Raw genomic sequence first — 18,999 nt, forward strand, 5'->3', positions numbered from 1 at the left:
AAAACCCCTCGCGATTGCAAGGGGTTTTACGGAAAAAATTACTATTTATTTTTGGATAGTGTCGCACTTCTGGCGAAACTCTGTGTATGCTTTGCCGAAACCGTCTAGTGAGTAGGTTAGCGCGTTTAGGTCTTTGTATTCGCCCTTTAGCTTGACCCGAACAGACATACCGTCTTTGAACTGCGGAACCGCTTGGTCCCCCAAGTACGCCGCCGCGTGAGTCTTATTGATACCGCTATCTGTCCAGATTACATCCGCACGAAACATCACATTGTCATCGACGCGAACCAACATATCGTTAGCGCCTTGAACACCCATAAACTTGGATTGCTGGACGCGTAGAAAGTCGCCGTTTGTCTGGCATGTTAGTGACAGGTATCCGTGATCATTTCCCGCGATATTTCGAGTAGAAATGTGATAGCTCGTGACCTTGTCGGTCATGTCATCGGTGTTATTTCCAAGTGTCCAAGCCGCGCTTGCGCTTGTTGCTGTGGCGAATAGTGCTAGTGCTAGTAATGTCTTTTTCATGGTGTGTTCTCCTCTCTAAGTTAGTAACGGCAATCAACGTCGACGATGTTCGACGCGGGGCCAATGTTATGTGTTTCGAATGCGTCAAGCTTGGTCACTTGACGCCCGTTACGGATCACTATTTCCGCCCCTTCTACGTTGGCGTGTGCCGTAACGACATACTCACCTAGGTGGTTAATGTCCATATCAACGTGACAGTATGGCGCAATGTCGGTTTTAACTACCGCAACCGCTTGGCGGTCGTCCTGTCTTGCTGCGTGCGCCTGTGGTGTTACTGCCGCCACCGCAAAGAAGGCGATAGCCGCGATTGTTGCCGATTTTACTAATGTACGCTCTTTCATATCTTAATACCTTATACCGTAAAGTTGCCTAGATACCCATCGCCAAAACGCTGTATGATACGATCAGGCTTAGTGCGATAGAGTGGCGTAATGTGTTTAGTGCTAGTGCTTTCATGGTGTGTAACCTCAATTCATTGGCGGGGCACCGCGCCCCGTTTCGTTGAGGTAGATATTACGACACCCTTTAAAGGATAGCAAGTATTTTTTCGAATAAATTTATCTTAAACGATCCAAGCTTGTGCGCGAGCGCTGACGAACACGCCACCGCCAAAGAAGTTGCGGCGCACGTCCATTGTAACGCCTGTGATGGCGTTATATCCACGAATGCGGGCGCTCTCTCGCAGTGAGTCTACTGCGTCTATCTGGAGCTGTTTAGCGTCGATTTTGTAGGTCTCATCGCCCAGCCAAGCGCGGATAGTTCCCATGATGGTAGGAAGGTGACCAAGGTCAGCGCGAACCACTTCGCCCGCTACCGCCTCGGGTGTTTCTCTTAGGATGTCGTCAGTTAGTACAATAGCCATTATTCGTAAAACCTCTCTTTTGGTTGTTCGCCCTCTTTGAGCGTGTCAGTGCATCGGTGAAGGTCGGCGAATCGGTCGTCTGACCATATCAAGTGCGCCATGTCCTCACCGAACTGATCCAGTGTGTAAGCCTCTGGTAGCTGAAACGTGAACGCGTTGCCGTTCCGTACAACGTCGGTGTCGTTGACGCCCATCTCTTCTAAGAGCATCAGGGCGCGGCCATTGTCGCCGCTAAACTCTGTCCAGAATGTTGCCTTCATTACAATGCGCCATCTAGGTTAGGCAAGCCGTTCACGGTACACTCGCGCGTGTGCTTCAATCGGGTCTCTTTCTGTTCGCCGATGTAGCGGTGTGTGACCTTCATTAGTCGCTTCACGCCTTCGTCGTCAATCTCGACCCATAGAGCGCGGTCAGCGGTGTACCAGTGCAATACTGTGGCAACATGCGCGCCTTTGATCTCTTCCCCAGTTGCGATCATCTCTCGGTCGTCAAACGAAAGTTGGAAGTCTCCACAGTCGGCCTTAACGTCAAGCACGTATGGTGTAGGTTCTGGCTGCACAGCCTCTTGGATGTATGGGGCCGCGAACACGCCGCCGATAAATGATACTGTCGCCGCCGCGATGATAGGTAGTGCTTTCATGGTATGTACCTCAAGTTGGTTAATGTTTAGTTGGTGGGCGTCCATGCCCGTTGGTGGCTTACTTGCTTAGCTCTTCGATAATGTGACTAGATACCGCTCGAATCACTCCGCTCTCTGACGGCAAATCGGAAAAATTAACCGAACCCGTGTCACCGTTCATAAAATCGACAACCACAAACAAACCGTTGTCTTGAACTGGCATCACGACTTTTGCTACATCGACGCCGTCACTCTTTAGAGTTTGTGCCATCACCGCGCCTACTGCGCCCGTCTCTAGTTGATTGATGCTGTTACCAAGTACAGTAGACGCAAAGTTATCTACCGCTACTAGATGTGGCAGTGCTTTAGTCACACGTGCCACGATTTCTTTTAAAATTTTACGCTGATTTTCCATTGGGAAACCTCAATTGTTAGTTAGTGATTGGCGGGCTGCCCCGCCGTGTGTTGTTAGCCGATCTGTTTGGTCAGTGCCTTGAGTCCGGCGTCCGTCAGGTAGTGGCTTTCCATGCTTGCTAGGTCCGCGTTTAGCGCCTTGTATGTGTTTCCGTCCGAGCCTTTGAATGTTCCATTCGCTTGCTTAGTTAGTTTCACTGTTTTCATGTTGCCACCTTATACCGTAAAAGTTATTGGTTATGGGTCTACTCTCCCTGACCACGTGATAAATAGTAACCGCATTCGTTTTTCATTGCAAGTATTTATTTCGTAAAAATACCTATTTACCTCGAAAGAGTTAGGCGGCTTTGTTTTGCATCAGGTCAGATACAAAGCTCAATAGCTCGTCAGTGTTGAACAGACCAAAGTCGCCTTGGGGATGGACGCCTACGACCAAGCACCCGCTAACCTCTTCATATCGTGCTAACTGTTCGTCAATGTGCTCTTGTGTCCAGTCCTTGCCCACCTTCACCTCAATGATGAGATCAAGCTCATCGACTAGCAGGTCAAATCTTATGTAACCCCCGCCATGCCCGATCTGATACTCTGCATCAACAAACAAGCCTAGTTGTGTAAGAGCGTGATACAAGGCGAATTGGTAGTAAGCCTCTGTGTGCTCATCATATCCCTTTGCCGCCAGAAACTCGACCGCGTTTAGCTCTAGTGCTATTTCGTGTAGCGTTTGTGCTTGTTTGGTTCGCTCTATTTCTCTGCGTTTTCTGCTATATGCTGCATTCTTGTTACGGTTTCGCGCCAATTTTTCCCTATTTTTCTCTCTATATTCCCTACCGTATTTAGCAAATTTTTCCTTGTTTTTCTGGTAGTATTCGCGCTTTCTTGTGGCGATAGATTCCTTGTTCGCTCCCCGCCTTTTATGGTAGTTTCTGCGCGCTTTCTCTGCGATAACTTCCTTGTTTTTGACGGCATATTCCCTTTGATAACCGGCCAATTTTTCCCTATTTTTCTCTCTATATTCCCGCTGATATTCCGCGATAACTTCCTTGTTTTTGTCGTAGTGTTCTTTCTTAAGATCCTTGATATGTCCCTTATTTTTCTCTCTATATTCCCGCTGATATTCTGTCACAGAAACCGCGTTTTCTTCTCGATGTTTTTTGTTGCTTTTAGACTTACACACCAAGCATTTATGATCTGTTGCGTATCTCTCATCAGTTCCGCAATTCTTACACGGCTTGCCAGTGCTAAAAGTCTTATCCCCGCGCGCTTTGGCGGCTGCTGCCATTTCTTTGATAGTTGTCATAAATCCCCCAAGTTCTGCGCGGGAACATCCCGCCGTTCAATACGTGTAATATAAAATTACTCACACAACTTTGCAAGTAATTTTACGGTAATTTTAACGAAAGAAGCCCCGACCATAAGATCGAGGCTATTCCGTGGTGCCAAATACTACCCGACTAGAAACCCGTTCGAACACACAACGGGTGAGGATCATCGGCGCAGCGTAACTCGCGACCATCGACCACCCAAACCCTGAGCCAGTGCGCCACTTCACTGTGACATTATCCACCTAAAAGGTTTGGTTGGTCGTTTTACCTGCGTTGTTTTTCCATAGGAGGTCAGCGAGGAAAAAGTCAACCCGCTTGACTACCACCGACGCATGACGCAGACCTACACGGGTCGGTGACGTTATTGTTTAAATAAATTCGTCTTCTCGTTCGACTTCTAGCGGCGATGCCATCATAGCCAAAGCAGCGCGACCAAATGCCGTTTCTAACGTTGGGTAAGCATGTGCTTGCCCTATCCCGTCGGCGCTACTTAACTTATCCAAAAGCCTGTTCAGCGCCGCCTTTGAAAACTTACTTGTAGCCTCGTCGCCGTACGCATTGCCAAAGAACAAAGCCAAAATGTTGCGCGTACCTCGATCCGTTTCTGCCGCCTTCACAAAGCTGTCAATGAACGATTCGCGAGTGCCGAAGTTCAACCGTTCCAGCAAGTAAGGGAACGCGCGACCAGTGAGACAAAGGCGACCGATTGAGTCGATAGTAGGTATCGAGTTTTGGATCGTGCTGATCGTCTTTCCGGTCTTCTCGCGTATCATCTGGTATGTCACATTGTGCAAACCATGTTCTAAAACCAGTTCAAAAACGTCCTGAAACAGTTCCTCTTTGCGTCGCTGCATCTCGGCTGCTGATACTCTAGCCATAATGATAAACCTCTCAAATAATATCAATAGGATAAGTTTACCATAAGCTAGCCGGATATCAAGAGGCGTTCATCCAGTCCTCTTCCTGAGACTCGCGCACCTCACCGCTTAGTGGGTTGGCTAGCATGGCGACCATTGCTTTGCCGTAGGCCGTTTCTAGGGTCTCTACAGCCTTGGTCTTGCCTACGCCCTTCACCTGTGCCAAGCGGGTAAGCATAGCCACGCGGATGTCGTTAGAGTAATGGCGGTCGGCGATACCGTAAATGTTATTGGCGAACATCAATAAACAGCCCCGACCAACTGCGTCAGTCTTCGCCATCTCAACGAATGAACCGATAAACGCCTCACCGCTGTCAAAGCTCAAACGATCCATTACATACGGTAGTGCGTATCCTTCCTGCTCATCGGTGCCGCTTAGTAACTGGCCCATTGCCCGTTTACTGCTCCCTATCGCGCCCTGTACGGTCGAAAGCGGTTTATCTATGCTATCCCCTATAGTTTTGAATTTCGCCTCGTGTAGACCCCTTACAGCCACGATTTCGAATGCGTTCTCGCGGATGTGTTGGCGGTTTAGTTCCGCCTGTTCTGCTGATACTCGTCCCATGGTGTTTGCTCCCTATTTGCTCATTAGCAGGTTGTGCGATTTGACGATAGTCGCGCGGATGTGACCAACAATGATCATGATAAGCGCTACCACTTCAGCCAGTGTCGCGAACCCAAAGCATACGTTGACAAAACCGCCGTCGGGTCTGTAGCTGTCTAGTTCATTGATACCAACGAATGCGGCGAAGATGCCTAGCACTAGTAGAATGTAACCGTAGATGTGACCTTGTGGTGCGGTCATGTGTCCGCGCGGTAAGCCGTTAGCCTGTTTGGCTGGCTGTGGCTGTACTTGGCTTAGGTCTACGTGTGTCGGTGCTGCTCCGCCACTGGCAAAACGTTCTAGCGCTTGTGCGCCGTTCTCCGCCAGTACTTCGCCTACAATCTCATAACCTTGGCTAACAAAGTGTTTGATGCGCTGAAGGTCTTCTTTTTTCGATACGTAGTTGTCGCGACCTGCTTTAGTCAGAATTACGTGTGCTTTGCTCATGGTGTTTTCTCTCTATTGGTTAATGGCTTGGGGCCTCTCCCCTGCCGACAAAATGAATTATAAGGATTCCTTTCCCTATTGCAAGTACTTTTTCGAATAAATTTACGCTTTATTTCGATAAGCTCTGACGCGCTTGTTTCTCTGCGCCTCTAGCTTGTCGCGGTTACGGTATCGATAACGCTTCAGGCACGCTACACACTGGCCAGATGAAACCATGCGCTCGCCGACGTGACCGTGGACACACGGCATCCCGTTGTTGTATCGGCTCAAGCCTTCAGCTCTTGCTTTCTCACGTGCTTGGGTGTTGCGCTCCCGCGCTGATAGGCGATGTTCCACCTTATCCGCCGTTCTGGTTCGGCGGCACTCTAAGCACGTATCGCCCTTCACATATCGATCCGAACGGTGCCCGCGTATACACGGCTTGCCTGTGTTATAGGTCAGCAAGCCTTTGGCCTTGGCCTCTTCTTTGCTGATGATCACGATAGCCCCTCTTGGTTGGTCGCCGCGCGGTACATGTCCTCTGATAGAGAAGACCCAACAACACCCACGAGGTCTTCGTGTTTCATGATGTGGGTGACCATCTCACGGTTAAGCTTGAACCACACAGACACAAACTTTCGCAATACCTCGCGGGTGTGCTTCCCGTCTACGATGTCGAGACCGTCATTTACATCAATCCCCTTGTCACCTATCACCTTTAACAACTCGCCGATGAGGGACGCGGGCGCAAGCTCTGGATTGTTATTCATGTGCTCGGGTACGCCGTTCTTTTGGCAGTGGGCGATGACTCCCGCCAACACACGGCCCGCCGATATTGAAGCGGTTCCCGCCAAGAAATACACACCTTCTTTGATAACACTCTCGACGTTGTACGGCTCCGCTGTTATCTCATGCTGGAATATGTAGTGTATGCGCTGGTCTGGCTCCGCTTCATTGTTCATTGGTACTACTGAACACTTGTGAAGCTTGAGGCCGTTCCCGCCTTCGATGGTATCAACGATCTCAACACGACCACCGACACGCACCCCGAAATATTCTATTAGCGATACAAATTGCTCTTTCATAGCTACCCCCTAGAAGTTCCACCCGATAGATCCCACAACCTCTTGGTTAACGGTGCGGTACATCACACCCAAGGTCAGACCGTTGTTGAAATGCGCGTTGTAGTTAGCCACCCCGCCCCAATCGGCACTCGTACCGTGGTCAAGGTAGAACTTGCCACCATCGCCTAGCAAGCCGTCGGCGTCCTTCCAGTTGGTGTATTCCTGCATCATGGCAACCTCGCCACCGATACCAAACGAATGATCCACTAGCTTGCCGCCGATGGTGTAGCTTGTACCAACGTACATATTCATCACGCTGCGCTCACCCTCGCCCGTTTTATAGACGTCTTCCCACTTGGTCCAATAGCTTTCCCCGTTCTCGCCCTTGCGTGGGTCGTCGAACGAAAAGCCAAAGCCTAGGAACACACCAAAGCTGTCTTCGCGCTTAGTGCCAACCTCAACGTTAAAGGTGTTCTCGGAGCCAAAGCCGAGAGTGATATATGAATCCGCGGGAGTTGTTGCCGCCTCGGCTGGCTTGATACATAGGGCCATCAAAATGATCACCGCTAGAAATGCGTAGGCGTATGATTGTTTCTCTTTTGACATGTGTATTACCTCTCTCAAGTTGGTGGGCGTCCATGCCCGTGTCGAATTAGTAGCCGATCAGCGCTTGTGCTGTGGTAGCTGCGTAGTTGTGGCGCAGGTTGTTTCGTGCCGTCTCTACATCAAACCCTGCCGAGTCCAGCAAGTAGCGTTTTTTGGTCTCGGCGTATACTGGGTTATCTGCGTTGGCTAGGTCCACGCGCGCCATGAATGCGTTCGACTCTTCGTCAGTCAGCATGTCTTTGGATGCTTCGAACACGATCAGTGCTGTGTGGAAGTCGAGCCCCGCAACGTCCATTTGCTCTAGGTCGCCACTGATGCATAGCAGCTTCACGATTGAGTCGAGTGACGTCTCGGTGTCCACTAGAATCTGATACATCATCTCTGTGCCCTTCTCCGCCACTGCGTTACCGATGGCCCAATCTACGCCTTTCTCCATTGCGAGTGCGTACACTTCGCGAATGCTGTTCATCTCGTTGATACCTTCAGCCACGCGAAGGTTTGCCGTGTTCATTGGCTCAAGAATGGTTGTTGAAAGCTCCGGCGTCATGTCATCGCTCATGATGATGCGCTCTAGAGCCTCTTTGATAAGTTCCGCGTTTGCCGCGACTGCGTTTGTATTTGCGTTCATGGTGTAAGTACCTCTCTGTTAGTTGGTTGAATGAATGGTGCCATCCTTGCCGTTAATGTGTTACTTGATCCAAGGCTTAGCTTTCGTGAAGTAAAGGACGAATGCCCCGAACATACCGAACAGACCCCAGATAACGAAAATCATGCTAGTGCCGATAGCGCCACCAATGACCACACCTGCGTTTGCTGCGCTTTCGTATGCTTGGCCAGCGTTGTCGTTGATCATCGCGCCCGCCATGGTTGTATACTTGAACCACCAAAACGCCATGATCGCGTGGAACGCAATGTAAACGCCTTTGTTGATCTGCGAGATGATGCCGCGCTTAGGCTTGTTCGAACCGATAAACATTTGCTTGGCCTCGTCCTCGCTTGATGCGGTCACCACGCTTTTACGTTTGTAACGGTTGTCCATCAGGTTGGCGATCTGCTCTAGGTTTTCGCCCGTGTCTTCTACTGCGATTACTGTTTGTGCTTTGGTGAAAATGATAAAGTTTTTCATGGTATGTACCTCTCTCAAGTTGGTTGAATGAATGGTGCCATCCGTGGCGCGGTGGTGGTCTGTTACAACACTTTGGCTACAATGTCGTGCTTACACTCGATGAACTGGATCTTTGACCCGTCAAACGCAAACACTAGCGTGTCGCCGTTTTTCTCTTCGATTGATCGTGTTGCTCCGAACATCGACACTTTGATAGCTTTCATTGCGACCGCCACTGACGAGGGTTTACCCTCCGCCGTATCAAATAAACGTTTCGCTAACTCCGCCAATGATTCGGTGCGTTTTTCTTCTAGACTGTGAACTTTTACTTCCATAGTGATATGTACCTCTCAAGTTAGTTTACGGTAAAAGTACCGCGTTATGGTTAAAAAAGTTGGTTCTGGTATGGGTCAAACTTCTTGACCCATGATCGTGAACCGTTGTTGTTTAGGTTTAGCGCCTCGCACAAGCGACGATACCAGACTGGGGAGATTCCTCCGTCAAAGTCCCAATCGTCTCGACCGTCTGTCATGGTAATGTGACCGGACAATGTAGGGAATCTCGCGCCTAGTTTCTCGCGCTTGATTTGTTGCGATACCTGCGCAGAGTGAGTAAAGCTGAACTGTTTGCAGTAAGCGACAAGGTCGTCAAACTCGTGGCGTTGCTTGTTGCCTTCGTTTGCCATCATTTGGATGTATTCGTCGTATGCGCTAGTCATTGCTTCATCTCTCTAGTTGGTGGTTAAGGGCTCATCCCCTAACCGATGAGCACATTGTAGTGGAGTCCGTTCCACATTGCAATAACTTTATTCGTAAAAGTTACTTTATTTTTACTGCTGTAGCCGTTACGGTGATAGCAGTCATGTTAGTTGCCGCATTGGTGCCGCTCATGGTTTCTACATCGAATACCACACCGATAAGCGCATCACACCCAAGGTCGTACGCTCGGACCTTCAGCTCGTCAAGCGCCTCTTGCTTGCTCTTCTCTAGACCTTTCATGAGTGTTTGGCTTTTACCGCCCACCAAATCGCGAACACTTGCCAGCGCATCACGGAATATGTTAACACCTTCGACCGTTGACACAGTGACAACACCGCCGATCTTCTCGACTTCGATCCCCATAGGCAACCCAGTGTTAAGGGTCATCATGTTTTTGATCTGGTCTTTGCGTGCTTGCTCCGCGTCGGCCTTTGCTTTGCGTTCCGCTTCGATTTCGCCTTGGCGTGGGTCTACGTAATCCCACATGTTCAGTGCGTTGGTGATTCCCTCACGTTTGAAAAAGTTCTTCAGTGCGGTCTCTGCGTCGCCGACAAACATTCCACCCTCTCGGGTAACCTCAACAAAGCCTTGCGCGATCTTGATGCCCACATCGTCGTGGTTGCCGTGCTCTACCGAGCGCTCGCCTTTGGTGTAGTCGTACTGATCAACCGCACCGTAAAAATTGTCTTTCTGTAGAATAACGAAAACTGCCATTGTGATATCTCTCTCTAAGTAAGTGGTTAAGGGCTCATCCCCTAACCGATGAGCACATTGTAGTGGAGTCCGTTCCACATTGCAATAACTTTATTCGTAAATTTGCCTAATATTATCCGAAAGGGTTAGAGAATTTCTTTCTCGGCAAATAGCTGTTTCAGATGTGGCAATGGTGACTTGTAGCTCACGCCGTCGATGGTGACGTATCCGTTTGCCTTCATTCGATCTTCAATGAAATTAACGCACTTGTAGCTGATGCCGACGCCCTTCACATCGCACAACTTTTCATCTACTGAGATGGTTTCTTTCCCCTTCAGGTAATCGTCGCTAATTCCCACGGTAATGTGTTCATCTTCCAATGATATTTTGAAACCATAGATGGACAGTGGCTTGCTTATACAGCCGTAAAAACCTGTGTCCTCGTCATACACCTTGCAGGTCATTTGCTGTGTTGACCACGGTAGGCCGTTTCGTAGGTTATCAGCCTGTGGTGTCTGTGATACCGCTGCCCCAATAGCAACGACGCCGATAATTGCAGTAAGTAGTTTTTTCATGGTGTTAATACCTCTCTTAGTTGGTTGAGCGCCACTGGTAAAGGCGTGCGCGTTGGTTTGGTAAGTTAAAAATTATAGAGCGGTCCTTGCTGTTATCTTCCATCATGAAACGGTCACTGTTCACGCCGACAAACCCAAGTTCGAACCCTTCCGCCTGTAGGCGCTCACATGTTTGGTTCAGGTCGTCTTGACTGGTCACCGCGAACTCAATCACGGTTAGCTGCTCGCGTGACAATGTGCCTTGTGTGCGGCGAATGCTTGAAAACATCATGGTGCTATCTCCCATTGGTTTACGGAAAAGTTTATTTTCCCAGAAAAGTTTCTACTTGGTTGTAATGCTCAAGGCGTACATTGTGAATGTTGCGCGCCTTGTTTTCACATCGTTCGATACGCTTGACCTCCGCGCTTGCGATGAACAGCTTGTGTAGCGTAGGATCAAGCTTAAAGATCAGTTTGGTAGAGCTGCGCTGAACGTCCGAATGGAGTGACGCGGTGCCAAGGTTGCGCAGTATGTAAGCGTCAACCGCCTCTTCTTCGACTAGAGCGCTATCAGCTCGCCATTCTTCCACACAAGCCGCTGCGGTTTCGTTCACTTGGTGATATTGTGCAATCTGATCTTCGCTTGGGTCAGCACAGCCAGTAAGAACAAGTGTTGAAGCGATAGCAGTAAGAGTAAGTAGCTTTTTCATGGTATGTCTCTCTAAGTAAGTGGTTAAGGGCTCATCCCCTAACCGATGAACACAGTATAGTGGAGTCATTTCCCTATTGCAAGTAATTTTTCCATAAAAATAACTATTATTTTTTGCCGTAAATCTCGGCGCGTAGTGCGTCGCTCGCTTGGGTGAACTCGTCGCCCGCTTCGGTGGTCGCTAGCTTAGTGAGTATGCGGATCTGTTCCGCTGTCGTTCGCCCTTCCGGTACGCGTAGAACGAACTCGGTAAACTTAACCGCCGTTAGACTGCCGTCGATCTCGGTGCCTATGTATACCTCGTAGGTCTCTGGGTCGGTCTCGCTCGCCTTGGCGAAAATCTCGATACGTGTCGAATTGCCGTCGTGAAACTCTACCGCCTGAAAAACTGGAAATTGAACCTTAGAAACTTGCATGTGAAAACCTCTCAATTAATGGACGACGCGCTCGCCGTCCTCAGCCATAACCACTTTACCGCCTTCGACAAGCTCACCACCCAATACCTCGGCCACGGCTAGCGCCATCTCGACCACTTCGGGGGAATCGGGATCGGCATACTCAACCATAGGAAAGCCCGCACCTTTCAAGGCGTCATAGATAGCGCCCGCTCGCTCGTCCTCGTCCTCTTCCCAACAAACCACGGCTAGCTCTCCGTCTTCCACGTCAATACTGATCGTAGAGCCGTCAATCAACACTTCGCTAGTATCTAGGCGCGGAGTAGCATCAGCACCAAGGAAGTTAGCAACACGTAGTACAAGATCCGAATAAGACATAAACACCTCTCTATAGAAGACGGGAACCGCCCCGCCCTTCGATAACCAGTATATTACGGGAGTCCGTTCAGATAGTCAATACTTTTTCCGTAAAAATTATTTTATTAAGCCGCCTTCAATAGGTCGGTTACACGGTGGCAGTTCTTAGCAACCCAACCCGCGTATTTCTTCCAAGCACCGCCGCGAACGTTCCACGTTAGTTCGTCGCTGTTATGGTCGATTAGCTCTTGCTCGATCATCTTGGCGGCGTTACGTGGGCGACCGCCCATCATGGTGTACGGGTCGGCTACAATGAACAGCTCAACTTTTGACCCTGCCGCCAGTGCGTCTTGCACTTGGTTAAACTTATGGTGGTCGAAGTAGTCGACACCGTTCACGGTCTTGATCATGCGGTCCTGCATGTTGTACATGTATTCGCCCGCGTAGCGTGGTTGGCCGTCAACAACGATGATGTAGCAGTTGCGCTCTGCTTGGCGTACAACGTCGGTCACTAGCTCAAGTGCTGCTGTCCACTCGCCGTCCTGCTTGCGTCGCTTATACTCACATGGTGCTGCCGTGAAGAAGTCAGCAACTTTTACAAACTCAAAACCGTCGAACAACATAATCATTTCTCTCTATCTAGTGGTTGGGGCCTCTCCCCTCCCGACACAAAGAAGTATACAAAAACCCCTCGCTAATAGCAAGGGGTTTTACGGAAAAAATTACTATTATTTTTAAGCGTAAACGGCCAGCACCGCCAAAGTACCAATGACGCCCACGGCCAACGCAACCCAATTCATCATGGCGGCGGTCGATACTAGCGACCCCTCGAACTCCTCACGGCTGCGACCCTTCAGTGGGTGGATCTGGTAGTAGCCAACCTTGCGCCCTTCCTTCACGCCCCTGTGGCTGTGTGGTAGGCGGTATTGAATGTAATTCTTGTTGTCGTGCGCCAGCTTCAGACCGCGCCCAGTGCGTGATGCGCTGCTCATCATTGAACGCTTAGCCATGCCATACGCGCCAGCCTCGGCGTGAAAGTATTCGATGCGCTCAACGTTCCCGCTCTGGCGATACACCACCAGCGCGTAACCCGTGTCGGTGATGTCTACCTTGTGGGTACTGTTCTTGAGTAGCTTGGCGCTGCGCTCTGCGTGGTAGCGGTCGCGCGCCTCTTTGGTCTGCTGCTGCTCTTCGGCGGTCTTAACAAATCCGGCCACGTCCTTTAGGCGCTGCCCAGCACCATCGATATAAGCTTGGCCAGTAGCTTGGCAAAAGTCCGCCTGCACATCTTCCCATAGCTTAACCATCATGTGGCGCTTATGGATAGCTCCGCTGATCTTGTTCTTGGCGAACTCGGTTCCCATATCCTCAAGGCGTTGGATCGCCCCGTCCACTAGCGCTAGGTTTTCACTGTGTAGCGCTTGGAAGTCGTTCAGGTCTAGTTGCTTGTTCATGGTCATGTCTCTCTGTTAGTGGGCGACCTAGGCCGCCAGTTTCAGACACATGTCGTGTATTTGCTTTAGTGCCTTGAACTTCTCCGCGTCGCCGCCCTTGTCTGGGTGGTGGATGTTGGCTAGCTTTCTGTAAGCTCGCTTAACCTCGCGCTTGGTCGCCGTTGGCTCTAGGCCGAGGCTAGAAAATAGGTCGTCGTTTGCTGCGTCTAGTCTCGCCATTTCGTCATAAGCTTGCTGTTTCGCGCGCTCCGCGTCTTCGCGGTGTTGACGTGTCCAGTCGTAGAAGCTTTCGCGCTCTTGCTGCTTGCGCTTCTCCGCTTCTCTGTCCATGTGGGCTGAATGCTCGTCCCACGCTTCAAGCTCGACCATTCCCATGTTAGTGCTGAATGATTGATCCATCAGCTCTGCGTTATCTTCTAGGCCGTAGCTGACGAACTCCGCGTGCGTCTCTTTAGCTACTGCCCACGCGATTCTCATCGACTCAGCGAAGTAGTCCGCTTTCTTGCCGCCCCAAATCTCTGCGCCGATAGTCGCAAGGTTCCAAGCCGCTTTGGTGATAGATAGTGTCTTAAGTAAGTTCATGTTGTGTACCTCTCTGTGTTGGTTAGTGGCTTGGGGCGTCTCCCCTGCCGATGTGTGTATATTATCACCATCGACGGGGATAGCAAGTATTTTTTCCGTATTTTTTATTATTTATTTCACCAGAGTGCTTTTCACTAGCTCACCCTTGTATTTCACATCGCCGTGCTTGTCTACGTGGATGTTGTTGTAAGCGTTCTTGGTCGGTTCGATGTCGTCGTGTGCGTATAGCTTCATTGATACCACAGCGCCCGCCTTGTCGAACACTACCACCAATAGGTGATCATAACGGCCTGTCTTGTTGCCCATGCTGATAGTCTCGCCCTTGCCCGTTAGTGTCTTGCTCTTCACCTCAACACGGCCAAACTCTGGCGATAGCACATCGTATCCGGTTGTGCGCGCTGCTGCCTTCTCGCCGTTCAGCTCAACCGCCGCTAGCTCTTCAGCAAGTTCACCACGTAGAGCTGACATAGCACCTTCACCCGCGCCCGCTGCTTTAAGGATTTCGATTGCTTGGATAAGTGCTTGTGCTTTAGTGTTCAACATGGCTGTGTCTCTCTTGGTTTCGGTTAGGACCCTTTGCCCTAACCACAAAACCTATTATAAGGATCTATCCGCGGATAGCAAGCACTTTTACCGTAATTTTTATTATTATTTTCGCACGGTCATTTTGACCTTCAGCTGATAGCCCGCCCCGCCCCATGGTTGCGGCTCAAATGTGAATTGGTAGCCTTCGATCTCAATGGTGAACACTCCCACGCATTCAACCAGTTGATCTACTGCCCATTGTTCCGCCCAATCCGTATCAATCCATATCGGCCAGTGATAGCCCTCGGTGATCATCATGCGCGCTCGGTGCTCGCCGTCCCATGTATCCCAAAACCTTAGATCGCTTGAGGCTTGCGTGAATGCCTTCAGTGCATCACCGCCCGTGCGTTTCACTTTTGATACATGCGCTCTAAATGCTTTGTTAGCTTGGCGGCACAGCACCGCCGCGTCTTCATGTGCTCTCATGGTGTTTACTCCTCATCCTCAAATGTCCAACATGTCGGACAGATACCCGTCATGATACCTTCATCAGTGTCAAGCACTCTGCTACAGCGTATACAGCGATCCGGCTCTTCATAGTCGCGCCAGTCGACCACGCTCATGATCTTAATTTCTGGCTGATAGCGTACTCTCACTAGGTCGTCACCGTCGCTATCCTCCGCTGTCCAAATGAGCGTTAAGCCGTTGCGCTTGGATAGGTAGACCTTTTCGGGCTTGCTAAAGTCAAAGCCTAGACCCGTGATGATGTTCTCCGCGCTGCGAGACTCGATACCGTCCCAAATGTGGCGCGGGGTTGGTGCGCTGTCGCTGCTCACATGGTCAGGACCAAAGTCGCGCGCGTGCTTTCCGGTTGGTGTGAATGTTGTCATGCTGATGTCTCTCTATCTAGTGGTTGATGTTGGTTGAGCGCGGGGCTAGTTCCTTCATTCGCCCCTGTATGGCTGCTTCCTGCGCCTACTTGCTCTGTTGTGTTGCCTTTGTTGCCATCCCCACTCATTGCCCGTTTTATTCTCTTTCGAGTTGGCCGCCTTATTGTGGTTCATCTCAAGGGTTGGTTTGCTAGCTTCGGTATGGTGTATCCTGTATCCGCTTCGGTGGTGTTCCGGCTTCGTTTCTGTCCAGCTGGTCCCGCTTGCTCCGTTTCCCCTCTTGATGCGTCCATTATAGCAAGATGGCCGAAACCGTCAAGCATTTTTTTCGTAAAAATACCTATTATTTTCACTTTTTTTAGTTGTTGCCGTTGAAGAATAGGTGGCCCGTGATAGCTTCAGCACATAGACCAGCTTGTGACCAAGCGCGAATCCCTACAGTGCTGTGCATGTGGCCGTAACCGTTGTCATACTCTTGACAGCTTACAGAAGCTTCGAAACCCATCACGCCGCGAGTGTAGTACCAGTTGGTGATTACCGCGCCGAACATACTTGCGCATCTAATAGCTTGTTGCTTAGTCATCTTAACCAATTCGAAACCGAAATTTTCCATTTCTAGAGCCTTGCCGAACTGCTCAACGCCCATGTAGTCTTCGATCATCACTTCGCCAGTCTTGCGGCTGATCTCTGCGTAATAAACTGTGTTGTCTTCGACTTTGTTGATTTTAACTAGTATTTTCATGGCTTCGGTTCTCTTGGTTAGTTGCTTTGGGTTCATCCCTTAGCTGATGTAATCATTATAGCGATCTGGTCGAAGATAGCAAGCACTTTTTCCGTATTTTTTATTATTTATTTCGCGTTGCCCCACCGTGGTGGTTTAGTCTTCTTGGTTCACAACTTCGATGTTCATCACTGTGTTACCTAGTAGGCCGTGAGTGTCAATGATTGCGTTAAGCTGGCTCTGCTTCTTCTCTTTGTTACCGCCGATTCTGTATGTCTCAGTGATGCGAGTTAGGTCAGCTTTGATGATGCGAATTTCGTATGTGTTAATCATGTCGTGTCTCACTTTTGGTCTTTGGTGGTTCGGGGCTCATCCCCTAACCGATGAATACATTGTACATTATTCATCGGGGATAGCAAGCACTTTTTCCGTATTTTTTATTATTTATTTTCTCTTCAATGTTGGTAGTGGTTTGATGGTGTTGCCCACCTTGTGGATCTGGTAGGTGTTTTCCCAGTCTCGGTTATTGGAATATGTGCGCTCAATCTCCCAACCCATCGCAGGGCTGCATAGGTGAAGGATCAGTTTGCGACCCTGTTCGCATTCGCGTTTACCTGATAGATACACCGTATCATTGTTGGCAGTCCAGATCTTGCGCATTACTTCGATTTGGGTTTTGTTAAGGTTCATGTCGTGTCTCACTTTTAAGTTTTGGTGGCTTGGGGCTCATCCCCTAACCGATGAACACATTGTATCAAACTGGCCGAAGATAGCAAGCGCTTTTTCCGTATTTTTTACTATTTATTTCACTAGAGTGGTTATCGTTTTGGGCTAATCTTCTAGCAGTTCAGGAAAAAGCGCCGCTAGTGTAACGATGGCATTTTCAGTCGCGTGTTCGATTGATGGACATTCGATGTTTTCCTCAACCATCGCCAGAATCCAACCCCCTGTCGGCATTGTCACAAATGCATCTTTTGCCGCTTTTGTGATTGCTGTTTCAAGTACGTCATAGTTTAGCATCGATTAACCCCTGTCTGTTGGTTGGGGCTTTCGCCCCGTTGATATTAGTTTGAGAAATGAGCGCGTAGTTCGATTTGTTCGCGGCGCTCTGCGATGTATAAATCACGTAGTCTTTTAAGGCTTGCGATTTCTTTTTCGCTGTTTGGTTCGTCAGCTAGCCACGCAATGTCGCCCGTGATTTCTGCGATCTTCATTCCTAGCTCTTCGATTACGATGTCGTGTGATTCTGCTACGTGGTTCATGTTGTCGCCTTAAGTGTTCGGGTTAGTGTCGTTTAATGTGTGTTTCTTGCCTAGGTCTTTATAATAGGCGATCCGCCCCTATATAGCAAGCACTTTTTCGATAAATTTTACTATTATTTTCCTATTCACTTTTATGCATGGCCAATCACCGAAAAACGCCCTGTAAGCCATTCTAAGGCGATCTCACTTTTGCGAGTATCGCTAAAACGCCCTGTAAGCCATTCTAAGCGGTTTTAGTCTTCACCCATGCCATTGTATTGCTGATCGTTTTATTCACCAATACGCACTTTCGCCGCATAAGTATTCACGTAAAGTTGGCACGCTGTTTGCTATGGTTTTCCGTATAGTTGACGGGTTGTGGTGGTGGGCCTAGGCGGTGCGCGCCATGACTTGTTTCTCATCCTTGATACACCCTACCACCCTATGGCATATGGTATCACCTATGAGATTGCCCTATCTCATTATCAATACACCATGGTGGGCTAACCCATCATCACCCATTGTCTTATCCATAGGACATAGCCCCATCTCATTGGCGAGACAAAACAAAGATGACATCTCATCCCACATCGCTAACACATCATTTCATCGATTCTCTTCTATGAGATTCCCTATACTCAACACTGAGACAATACACATACACCCTATACAATGTAGCATAGGTGATGCACATACATTCTCATCTATAAGAAAGCACACACCCCACTGACTAGTTTCACATTTGACACAGAAATACCCATACCCCAACTGACTAGTTCTATGGTGGGTAGCCTATACCCTACAGCCCTAGCCTATCCCCTAGGCTATAGCATGGTGGGCTACCCCACATACATAGAGCACATACTATGCATTGTATTAGCATATCTATTCATATCATTAGTAAGACAATGAATGAATCAATGATGAGAATGCCATGGTGGTGAGTATGTATTCAATGATAGTGAATGAAATATATCATATATGCATTGGTGGCGCTTAAGTATTCGTTGGTGGGGTATGGGGGGGTATCTGGGAAATGAGGCGATTAGCTGATGAACCCCGCCGAACAGAATTTTATGCAAAGATCGATTGGTAACGGAGACGTCACGTAACTATCGCCAAAATCCACCAGCTTTCACCCCATTTTATTCTCTTTGGTAATCAATGACTTAAAATAAATGGGGGTATAGCACTTTTTACGTAACGATCGGCCCCAAAAAATCCTCTCTGTAAGCCACGTAACGGCGTCAGAAAAAAAAGGCGATACAAACACCTTAGTAGATGTCTGTATCGCCGTTATAGTGCGTTCTGGGGCGTCTCTGGCCATGTTATAGCCCTTGGGCTAGCCTTCTAGCTGTTGATATGTGTCATATACCGCCATCAGTCCGATCACTTCAAACGTTAGTTGTTTTTGTCTGCTCGGATCGGTCGTCTCGTCTAAAGAAACTAGACGATCATTCATTTCTAGAATCAAGCTAGCCTCTAGCTCGTCATAGTAAACACCAAAGTCGCAGTTTTCGATTTCGGCTGTCTTTACCGCATCCCGCACCGCGTCTACTGCTTTGGTGAAAAGTTGTTTTTGTATTTCGCTTAAATAAACGTTCATGTTCTTTCTCTTATAGAAAAGGCGCTATTCAGCGCCCGTGTGTTTGT

General features: G+C 49.1%; 36 protein-coding genes. All 36 read right to left on the reverse strand.

What is annotated here, in order from left to right:
* Window positions 1-45: 45 nt before the first annotated feature.
* The 36 genes from ACSTTG_RS05730 to ACSTTG_RS05905 all read right to left on the reverse strand — a co-directional run bounded on the left by ACSTTG_RS05730 (window position 46) and on the right by ACSTTG_RS05905 (window position 18,952).
* Window positions 46-528: a hypothetical protein gene (locus ACSTTG_RS05730; protein ID WP_438474060.1), complete on the reverse strand. Its 483-nt coding sequence runs from the start codon at window positions 526-528 to the stop codon at window positions 46-48.
* 20 nt (window positions 529-548) lie between these two features.
* Window positions 549-869: a hypothetical protein gene (locus ACSTTG_RS05735; RefSeq protein ID WP_438474061.1), complete on the reverse strand. Its 321-nt coding sequence runs from the start codon at window positions 867-869 to the stop codon at window positions 549-551.
* Window positions 870-1,090: 221 nt separating this feature from the next.
* Window positions 1,091-1,390 (reverse strand): hypothetical protein, encoded by a 300-nt coding sequence (locus tag ACSTTG_RS05740; protein ID WP_438474062.1) that lies wholly within the window; start codon window positions 1,388-1,390, stop codon window positions 1,091-1,093.
* Window positions 1,390-1,650, reverse strand: coding sequence for a hypothetical protein (locus ACSTTG_RS05745; protein WP_438474063.1), 261 nt, complete (start codon window positions 1,648-1,650; stop codon window positions 1,390-1,392). Before ACSTTG_RS05745 ends, ACSTTG_RS05740 begins: the two co-directional genes overlap by 1 nt.
* Window positions 1,650-2,030, reverse strand: a complete 381-nt coding sequence (locus tag ACSTTG_RS05750; RefSeq protein ID WP_438474064.1) for a hypothetical protein — start codon at window positions 2,028-2,030, stop codon at window positions 1,650-1,652. The genes ACSTTG_RS05745 and ACSTTG_RS05750 overlap by 1 nt, the downstream gene beginning before the upstream one ends.
* A 58-nt stretch (window positions 2,031-2,088) precedes the next feature.
* A complete protein-coding gene (locus ACSTTG_RS05755; protein ID WP_438474065.1) occupies window positions 2,089-2,424 on the reverse strand; it encodes a hypothetical protein in 336 nt (111 codons plus the stop codon).
* Window positions 2,425-2,477: 53 nt separating this feature from the next.
* Complete coding sequence (locus tag ACSTTG_RS05760) at window positions 2,478-2,630, reverse strand: hypothetical protein (RefSeq protein WP_438474066.1); 153 nt, start codon at window positions 2,628-2,630, stop codon at window positions 2,478-2,480.
* Window positions 2,631-2,760: 130 nt separating this feature from the next.
* Window positions 2,761-3,720: a hypothetical protein gene (locus tag ACSTTG_RS05765; protein WP_438474067.1), complete on the reverse strand. Its 960-nt coding sequence runs from the start codon at window positions 3,718-3,720 to the stop codon at window positions 2,761-2,763.
* Window positions 3,721-4,113: 393 nt separating this feature from the next.
* Window positions 4,114-4,623, reverse strand: coding sequence for a hypothetical protein (locus ACSTTG_RS05770; protein ID WP_438474068.1), 510 nt, complete (start codon window positions 4,621-4,623; stop codon window positions 4,114-4,116).
* A gap of 58 nt (window positions 4,624-4,681) precedes the next feature.
* Window positions 4,682-5,227, reverse strand: coding sequence for a hypothetical protein (locus ACSTTG_RS05775; RefSeq protein ID WP_438474069.1), 546 nt, complete (start codon window positions 5,225-5,227; stop codon window positions 4,682-4,684).
* A gap of 12 nt (window positions 5,228-5,239) precedes the next feature.
* Window positions 5,240-5,713, reverse strand: coding sequence for a hypothetical protein (locus tag ACSTTG_RS05780; RefSeq protein ID WP_438474070.1), 474 nt, complete (start codon window positions 5,711-5,713; stop codon window positions 5,240-5,242).
* Window positions 5,714-5,815: 102 nt separating this feature from the next.
* A complete protein-coding gene (locus ACSTTG_RS05785; protein ID WP_438474071.1) occupies window positions 5,816-6,193 on the reverse strand; it encodes a hypothetical protein in 378 nt (125 codons plus the stop codon).
* Entirely contained in the window at window positions 6,190-6,777 is a 588-nt protein-coding gene (locus tag ACSTTG_RS05790; protein WP_438474072.1) for a hypothetical protein, read from the reverse strand. The genes ACSTTG_RS05785 and ACSTTG_RS05790 overlap by 4 nt, the downstream gene beginning before the upstream one ends.
* A gap of 9 nt (window positions 6,778-6,786) precedes the next feature.
* Window positions 6,787-7,362 (reverse strand): hypothetical protein, encoded by a 576-nt coding sequence (locus ACSTTG_RS05795; RefSeq protein WP_438474073.1) that lies wholly within the window; start codon window positions 7,360-7,362, stop codon window positions 6,787-6,789.
* 46 nt (window positions 7,363-7,408) lie between these two features.
* Window positions 7,409-7,990 (reverse strand): hypothetical protein, encoded by a 582-nt coding sequence (locus tag ACSTTG_RS05800; RefSeq protein ID WP_438474074.1) that lies wholly within the window; start codon window positions 7,988-7,990, stop codon window positions 7,409-7,411.
* Window positions 7,991-8,050: 60 nt separating this feature from the next.
* The gene (locus ACSTTG_RS05805) at window positions 8,051-8,488 is read right to left on the reverse strand and encodes a hypothetical protein (protein ID WP_438474075.1); all 438 of its coding nucleotides are present in this window, start codon (window positions 8,486-8,488) and stop codon (window positions 8,051-8,053) included.
* 62 nt (window positions 8,489-8,550) lie between these two features.
* Window positions 8,551-8,802, reverse strand: coding sequence for a hypothetical protein (locus ACSTTG_RS05810; RefSeq protein ID WP_438474076.1), 252 nt, complete (start codon window positions 8,800-8,802; stop codon window positions 8,551-8,553).
* A gap of 50 nt (window positions 8,803-8,852) precedes the next feature.
* Complete coding sequence (locus ACSTTG_RS05815; protein WP_438474077.1) at window positions 8,853-9,185, reverse strand: hypothetical protein; 333 nt, start codon at window positions 9,183-9,185, stop codon at window positions 8,853-8,855.
* A gap of 100 nt (window positions 9,186-9,285) precedes the next feature.
* Window positions 9,286-9,939, reverse strand: a complete 654-nt coding sequence (locus ACSTTG_RS05820) for a YbjQ family protein (RefSeq protein ID WP_438474078.1) — start codon at window positions 9,937-9,939, stop codon at window positions 9,286-9,288.
* 125 nt (window positions 9,940-10,064) lie between these two features.
* Window positions 10,065-10,493 (reverse strand): hypothetical protein, encoded by a 429-nt coding sequence (locus ACSTTG_RS05825; protein ID WP_438474079.1) that lies wholly within the window; start codon window positions 10,491-10,493, stop codon window positions 10,065-10,067.
* Window positions 10,494-10,509: 16 nt separating this feature from the next.
* Window positions 10,510-10,764 (reverse strand): hypothetical protein, encoded by a 255-nt coding sequence (locus ACSTTG_RS05830; protein ID WP_438474080.1) that lies wholly within the window; start codon window positions 10,762-10,764, stop codon window positions 10,510-10,512.
* Window positions 10,765-10,795: 31 nt separating this feature from the next.
* Window positions 10,796-11,182 (reverse strand): hypothetical protein, encoded by a 387-nt coding sequence (locus tag ACSTTG_RS05835; protein ID WP_438474081.1) that lies wholly within the window; start codon window positions 11,180-11,182, stop codon window positions 10,796-10,798.
* 106 nt (window positions 11,183-11,288) lie between these two features.
* The gene (locus tag ACSTTG_RS05840; RefSeq protein WP_438474082.1) at window positions 11,289-11,597 is read right to left on the reverse strand and encodes a hypothetical protein; all 309 of its coding nucleotides are present in this window, start codon (window positions 11,595-11,597) and stop codon (window positions 11,289-11,291) included.
* 15 nt (window positions 11,598-11,612) lie between these two features.
* Entirely contained in the window at window positions 11,613-11,954 is a 342-nt protein-coding gene (locus ACSTTG_RS05845; RefSeq protein WP_438474083.1) for a hypothetical protein, read from the reverse strand.
* Window positions 11,955-12,058: 104 nt separating this feature from the next.
* On the reverse strand, window positions 12,059-12,562 hold the full coding sequence (locus ACSTTG_RS05850) for a hypothetical protein (protein ID WP_438474084.1): 504 nt from the start codon (window positions 12,560-12,562) through the stop codon (window positions 12,059-12,061).
* 105 nt (window positions 12,563-12,667) lie between these two features.
* Window positions 12,668-13,387 carry a hypothetical protein gene (locus ACSTTG_RS05855; protein ID WP_438474086.1) on the reverse strand — a complete coding sequence of 240 codons (720 nt, stop codon included), beginning with the start codon at window positions 13,385-13,387 and terminating at the stop codon, window positions 12,668-12,670.
* Between the two features lie 27 nt (window positions 13,388-13,414).
* Window positions 13,415-13,969, reverse strand: coding sequence for a DnaJ domain-containing protein (locus tag ACSTTG_RS05860; RefSeq protein ID WP_438474087.1), 555 nt, complete (start codon window positions 13,967-13,969; stop codon window positions 13,415-13,417).
* A 111-nt stretch (window positions 13,970-14,080) separates the two neighbouring features.
* Window positions 14,081-14,512, reverse strand: coding sequence for a hypothetical protein (locus ACSTTG_RS05865; protein ID WP_438474088.1), 432 nt, complete (start codon window positions 14,510-14,512; stop codon window positions 14,081-14,083).
* A gap of 105 nt (window positions 14,513-14,617) precedes the next feature.
* The gene (locus ACSTTG_RS05870) at window positions 14,618-14,980 is read right to left on the reverse strand and encodes a hypothetical protein (protein ID WP_438474089.1); all 363 of its coding nucleotides are present in this window, start codon (window positions 14,978-14,980) and stop codon (window positions 14,618-14,620) included.
* 5 nt (window positions 14,981-14,985) lie between these two features.
* A complete protein-coding gene (locus ACSTTG_RS05875; protein ID WP_438474090.1) occupies window positions 14,986-15,384 on the reverse strand; it encodes a hypothetical protein in 399 nt (132 codons plus the stop codon).
* 358 nt (window positions 15,385-15,742) lie between these two features.
* Window positions 15,743-16,126: a hypothetical protein gene (locus ACSTTG_RS05880; protein WP_438474091.1), complete on the reverse strand. Its 384-nt coding sequence runs from the start codon at window positions 16,124-16,126 to the stop codon at window positions 15,743-15,745.
* A 135-nt stretch (window positions 16,127-16,261) separates the two neighbouring features.
* Window positions 16,262-16,438, reverse strand: coding sequence for a hypothetical protein (locus ACSTTG_RS05885; protein ID WP_438474092.1), 177 nt, complete (start codon window positions 16,436-16,438; stop codon window positions 16,262-16,264).
* 111 nt (window positions 16,439-16,549) lie between these two features.
* Window positions 16,550-16,795 (reverse strand): hypothetical protein, encoded by a 246-nt coding sequence (locus ACSTTG_RS05890; RefSeq protein WP_438474093.1) that lies wholly within the window; start codon window positions 16,793-16,795, stop codon window positions 16,550-16,552.
* Window positions 16,796-16,936: 141 nt separating this feature from the next.
* Entirely contained in the window at window positions 16,937-17,125 is a 189-nt protein-coding gene (locus tag ACSTTG_RS05895) for a hypothetical protein (protein ID WP_438474094.1), read from the reverse strand.
* Window positions 17,126-17,169: 44 nt separating this feature from the next.
* Window positions 17,170-17,367 (reverse strand): hypothetical protein, encoded by a 198-nt coding sequence (locus ACSTTG_RS05900; protein WP_438474095.1) that lies wholly within the window; start codon window positions 17,365-17,367, stop codon window positions 17,170-17,172.
* 1,321 nt (window positions 17,368-18,688) lie between these two features.
* The gene (locus ACSTTG_RS05905; protein WP_438474096.1) at window positions 18,689-18,952 is read right to left on the reverse strand and encodes a hypothetical protein; all 264 of its coding nucleotides are present in this window, start codon (window positions 18,950-18,952) and stop codon (window positions 18,689-18,691) included.
* Window positions 18,953-18,999: the final 47 nt, after the last annotated feature.

The sequence above is a fragment of the Vibrio glycogenivorans genome (assembly GCF_051660965.1).
Taxonomy (GTDB): domain Bacteria; phylum Pseudomonadota; class Gammaproteobacteria; order Enterobacterales; family Vibrionaceae; genus Vibrio.

Coding starts and splice junctions, on each gene's coding strand:
- ACSTTG_RS05735 (WP_438474061.1), bottom strand. CDS start 869: ATGAAAGAGCGTACATTAGTAAAATCGGCAACAATCGCGGCTATCGCC.
- ACSTTG_RS05775 (WP_438474069.1), bottom strand. CDS start 5,227: ATGGGACGAGTATCAGCAGAACAGGCGGAACTAAACCGCCAACACATC.
- ACSTTG_RS05870 (WP_438474089.1), bottom strand. CDS start 14,980: ATGAGAGCACATGAAGACGCGGCGGTGCTGTGCCGCCAAGCTAACAAA.
- ACSTTG_RS05790 (WP_438474072.1), bottom strand. CDS start 6,777: ATGAAAGAGCAATTTGTATCGCTAATAGAATATTTCGGGGTGCGTGTC.
- ACSTTG_RS05890 (WP_438474093.1), bottom strand. CDS start 16,795: ATGAACCTTAACAAAACCCAAATCGAAGTAATGCGCAAGATCTGGACT.
- ACSTTG_RS05800 (WP_438474074.1), bottom strand. CDS start 7,990: ATGAACGCAAATACAAACGCAGTCGCGGCAAACGCGGAACTTATCAAA.
- ACSTTG_RS05880 (WP_438474091.1), bottom strand. CDS start 16,126: ATGAAAATACTAGTTAAAATCAACAAAGTCGAAGACAACACAGTTTAT.
- ACSTTG_RS05825 (WP_438474079.1), bottom strand. CDS start 10,493: ATGAAAAAACTACTTACTGCAATTATCGGCGTCGTTGCTATTGGGGCA.
- ACSTTG_RS05875 (WP_438474090.1), bottom strand. CDS start 15,384: ATGACAACATTCACACCAACCGGAAAGCACGCGCGCGACTTTGGTCCT.
- ACSTTG_RS05905 (WP_438474096.1), bottom strand. CDS start 18,952: ATGAACGTTTATTTAAGCGAAATACAAAAACAACTTTTCACCAAAGCA.
- ACSTTG_RS05850 (WP_438474084.1), bottom strand. CDS start 12,562: ATGATTATGTTGTTCGACGGTTTTGAGTTTGTAAAAGTTGCTGACTTC.
- ACSTTG_RS05745 (WP_438474063.1), bottom strand. CDS start 1,650: ATGAAGGCAACATTCTGGACAGAGTTTAGCGGCGACAATGGCCGCGCC.
- ACSTTG_RS05900 (WP_438474095.1), bottom strand. CDS start 17,367: ATGAACCACGTAGCAGAATCACACGACATCGTAATCGAAGAGCTAGGA.
- ACSTTG_RS05780 (WP_438474070.1), bottom strand. CDS start 5,713: ATGAGCAAAGCACACGTAATTCTGACTAAAGCAGGTCGCGACAACTAC.
- ACSTTG_RS05840 (WP_438474082.1), bottom strand. CDS start 11,597: ATGCAAGTTTCTAAGGTTCAATTTCCAGTTTTTCAGGCGGTAGAGTTT.
- ACSTTG_RS05770 (WP_438474068.1), bottom strand. CDS start 4,623: ATGGCTAGAGTATCAGCAGCCGAGATGCAGCGACGCAAAGAGGAACTG.
- ACSTTG_RS05740 (WP_438474062.1), bottom strand. CDS start 1,390: ATGGCTATTGTACTAACTGACGACATCCTAAGAGAAACACCCGAGGCG.
- ACSTTG_RS05810 (WP_438474076.1), bottom strand. CDS start 8,802: ATGGAAGTAAAAGTTCACAGTCTAGAAGAAAAACGCACCGAATCATTG.
- ACSTTG_RS05820 (WP_438474078.1), bottom strand. CDS start 9,939: ATGGCAGTTTTCGTTATTCTACAGAAAGACAATTTTTACGGTGCGGTT.
- ACSTTG_RS05750 (WP_438474064.1), bottom strand. CDS start 2,030: ATGAAAGCACTACCTATCATCGCGGCGGCGACAGTATCATTTATCGGC.
- ACSTTG_RS05755 (WP_438474065.1), bottom strand. CDS start 2,424: ATGGAAAATCAGCGTAAAATTTTAAAAGAAATCGTGGCACGTGTGACT.
- ACSTTG_RS05830 (WP_438474080.1), bottom strand. CDS start 10,764: ATGATGTTTTCAAGCATTCGCCGCACACAAGGCACATTGTCACGCGAG.
- ACSTTG_RS05760 (WP_438474066.1), bottom strand. CDS start 2,630: ATGAAAACAGTGAAACTAACTAAGCAAGCGAATGGAACATTCAAAGGC.
- ACSTTG_RS05835 (WP_438474081.1), bottom strand. CDS start 11,182: ATGAAAAAGCTACTTACTCTTACTGCTATCGCTTCAACACTTGTTCTT.
- ACSTTG_RS05885 (WP_438474092.1), bottom strand. CDS start 16,438: ATGATTAACACATACGAAATTCGCATCATCAAAGCTGACCTAACTCGC.
- ACSTTG_RS05765 (WP_438474067.1), bottom strand. CDS start 3,720: ATGACAACTATCAAAGAAATGGCAGCAGCCGCCAAAGCGCGCGGGGAT.
- ACSTTG_RS05865 (WP_438474088.1), bottom strand. CDS start 14,512: ATGTTGAACACTAAAGCACAAGCACTTATCCAAGCAATCGAAATCCTT.
- ACSTTG_RS05860 (WP_438474087.1), bottom strand. CDS start 13,969: ATGAACTTACTTAAGACACTATCTATCACCAAAGCGGCTTGGAACCTT.
- ACSTTG_RS05805 (WP_438474075.1), bottom strand. CDS start 8,488: ATGAAAAACTTTATCATTTTCACCAAAGCACAAACAGTAATCGCAGTA.
- ACSTTG_RS05855 (WP_438474086.1), bottom strand. CDS start 13,387: ATGAACAAGCAACTAGACCTGAACGACTTCCAAGCGCTACACAGTGAA.
- ACSTTG_RS05815 (WP_438474077.1), bottom strand. CDS start 9,185: ATGACTAGCGCATACGACGAATACATCCAAATGATGGCAAACGAAGGC.
- ACSTTG_RS05895 (WP_438474094.1), bottom strand. CDS start 17,125: ATGCTAAACTATGACGTACTTGAAACAGCAATCACAAAAGCGGCAAAA.
- ACSTTG_RS05845 (WP_438474083.1), bottom strand. CDS start 11,954: ATGTCTTATTCGGATCTTGTACTACGTGTTGCTAACTTCCTTGGTGCT.
- ACSTTG_RS05730 (WP_438474060.1), bottom strand. CDS start 528: ATGAAAAAGACATTACTAGCACTAGCACTATTCGCCACAGCAACAAGC.
- ACSTTG_RS05795 (WP_438474073.1), bottom strand. CDS start 7,362: ATGTCAAAAGAGAAACAATCATACGCCTACGCATTTCTAGCGGTGATC.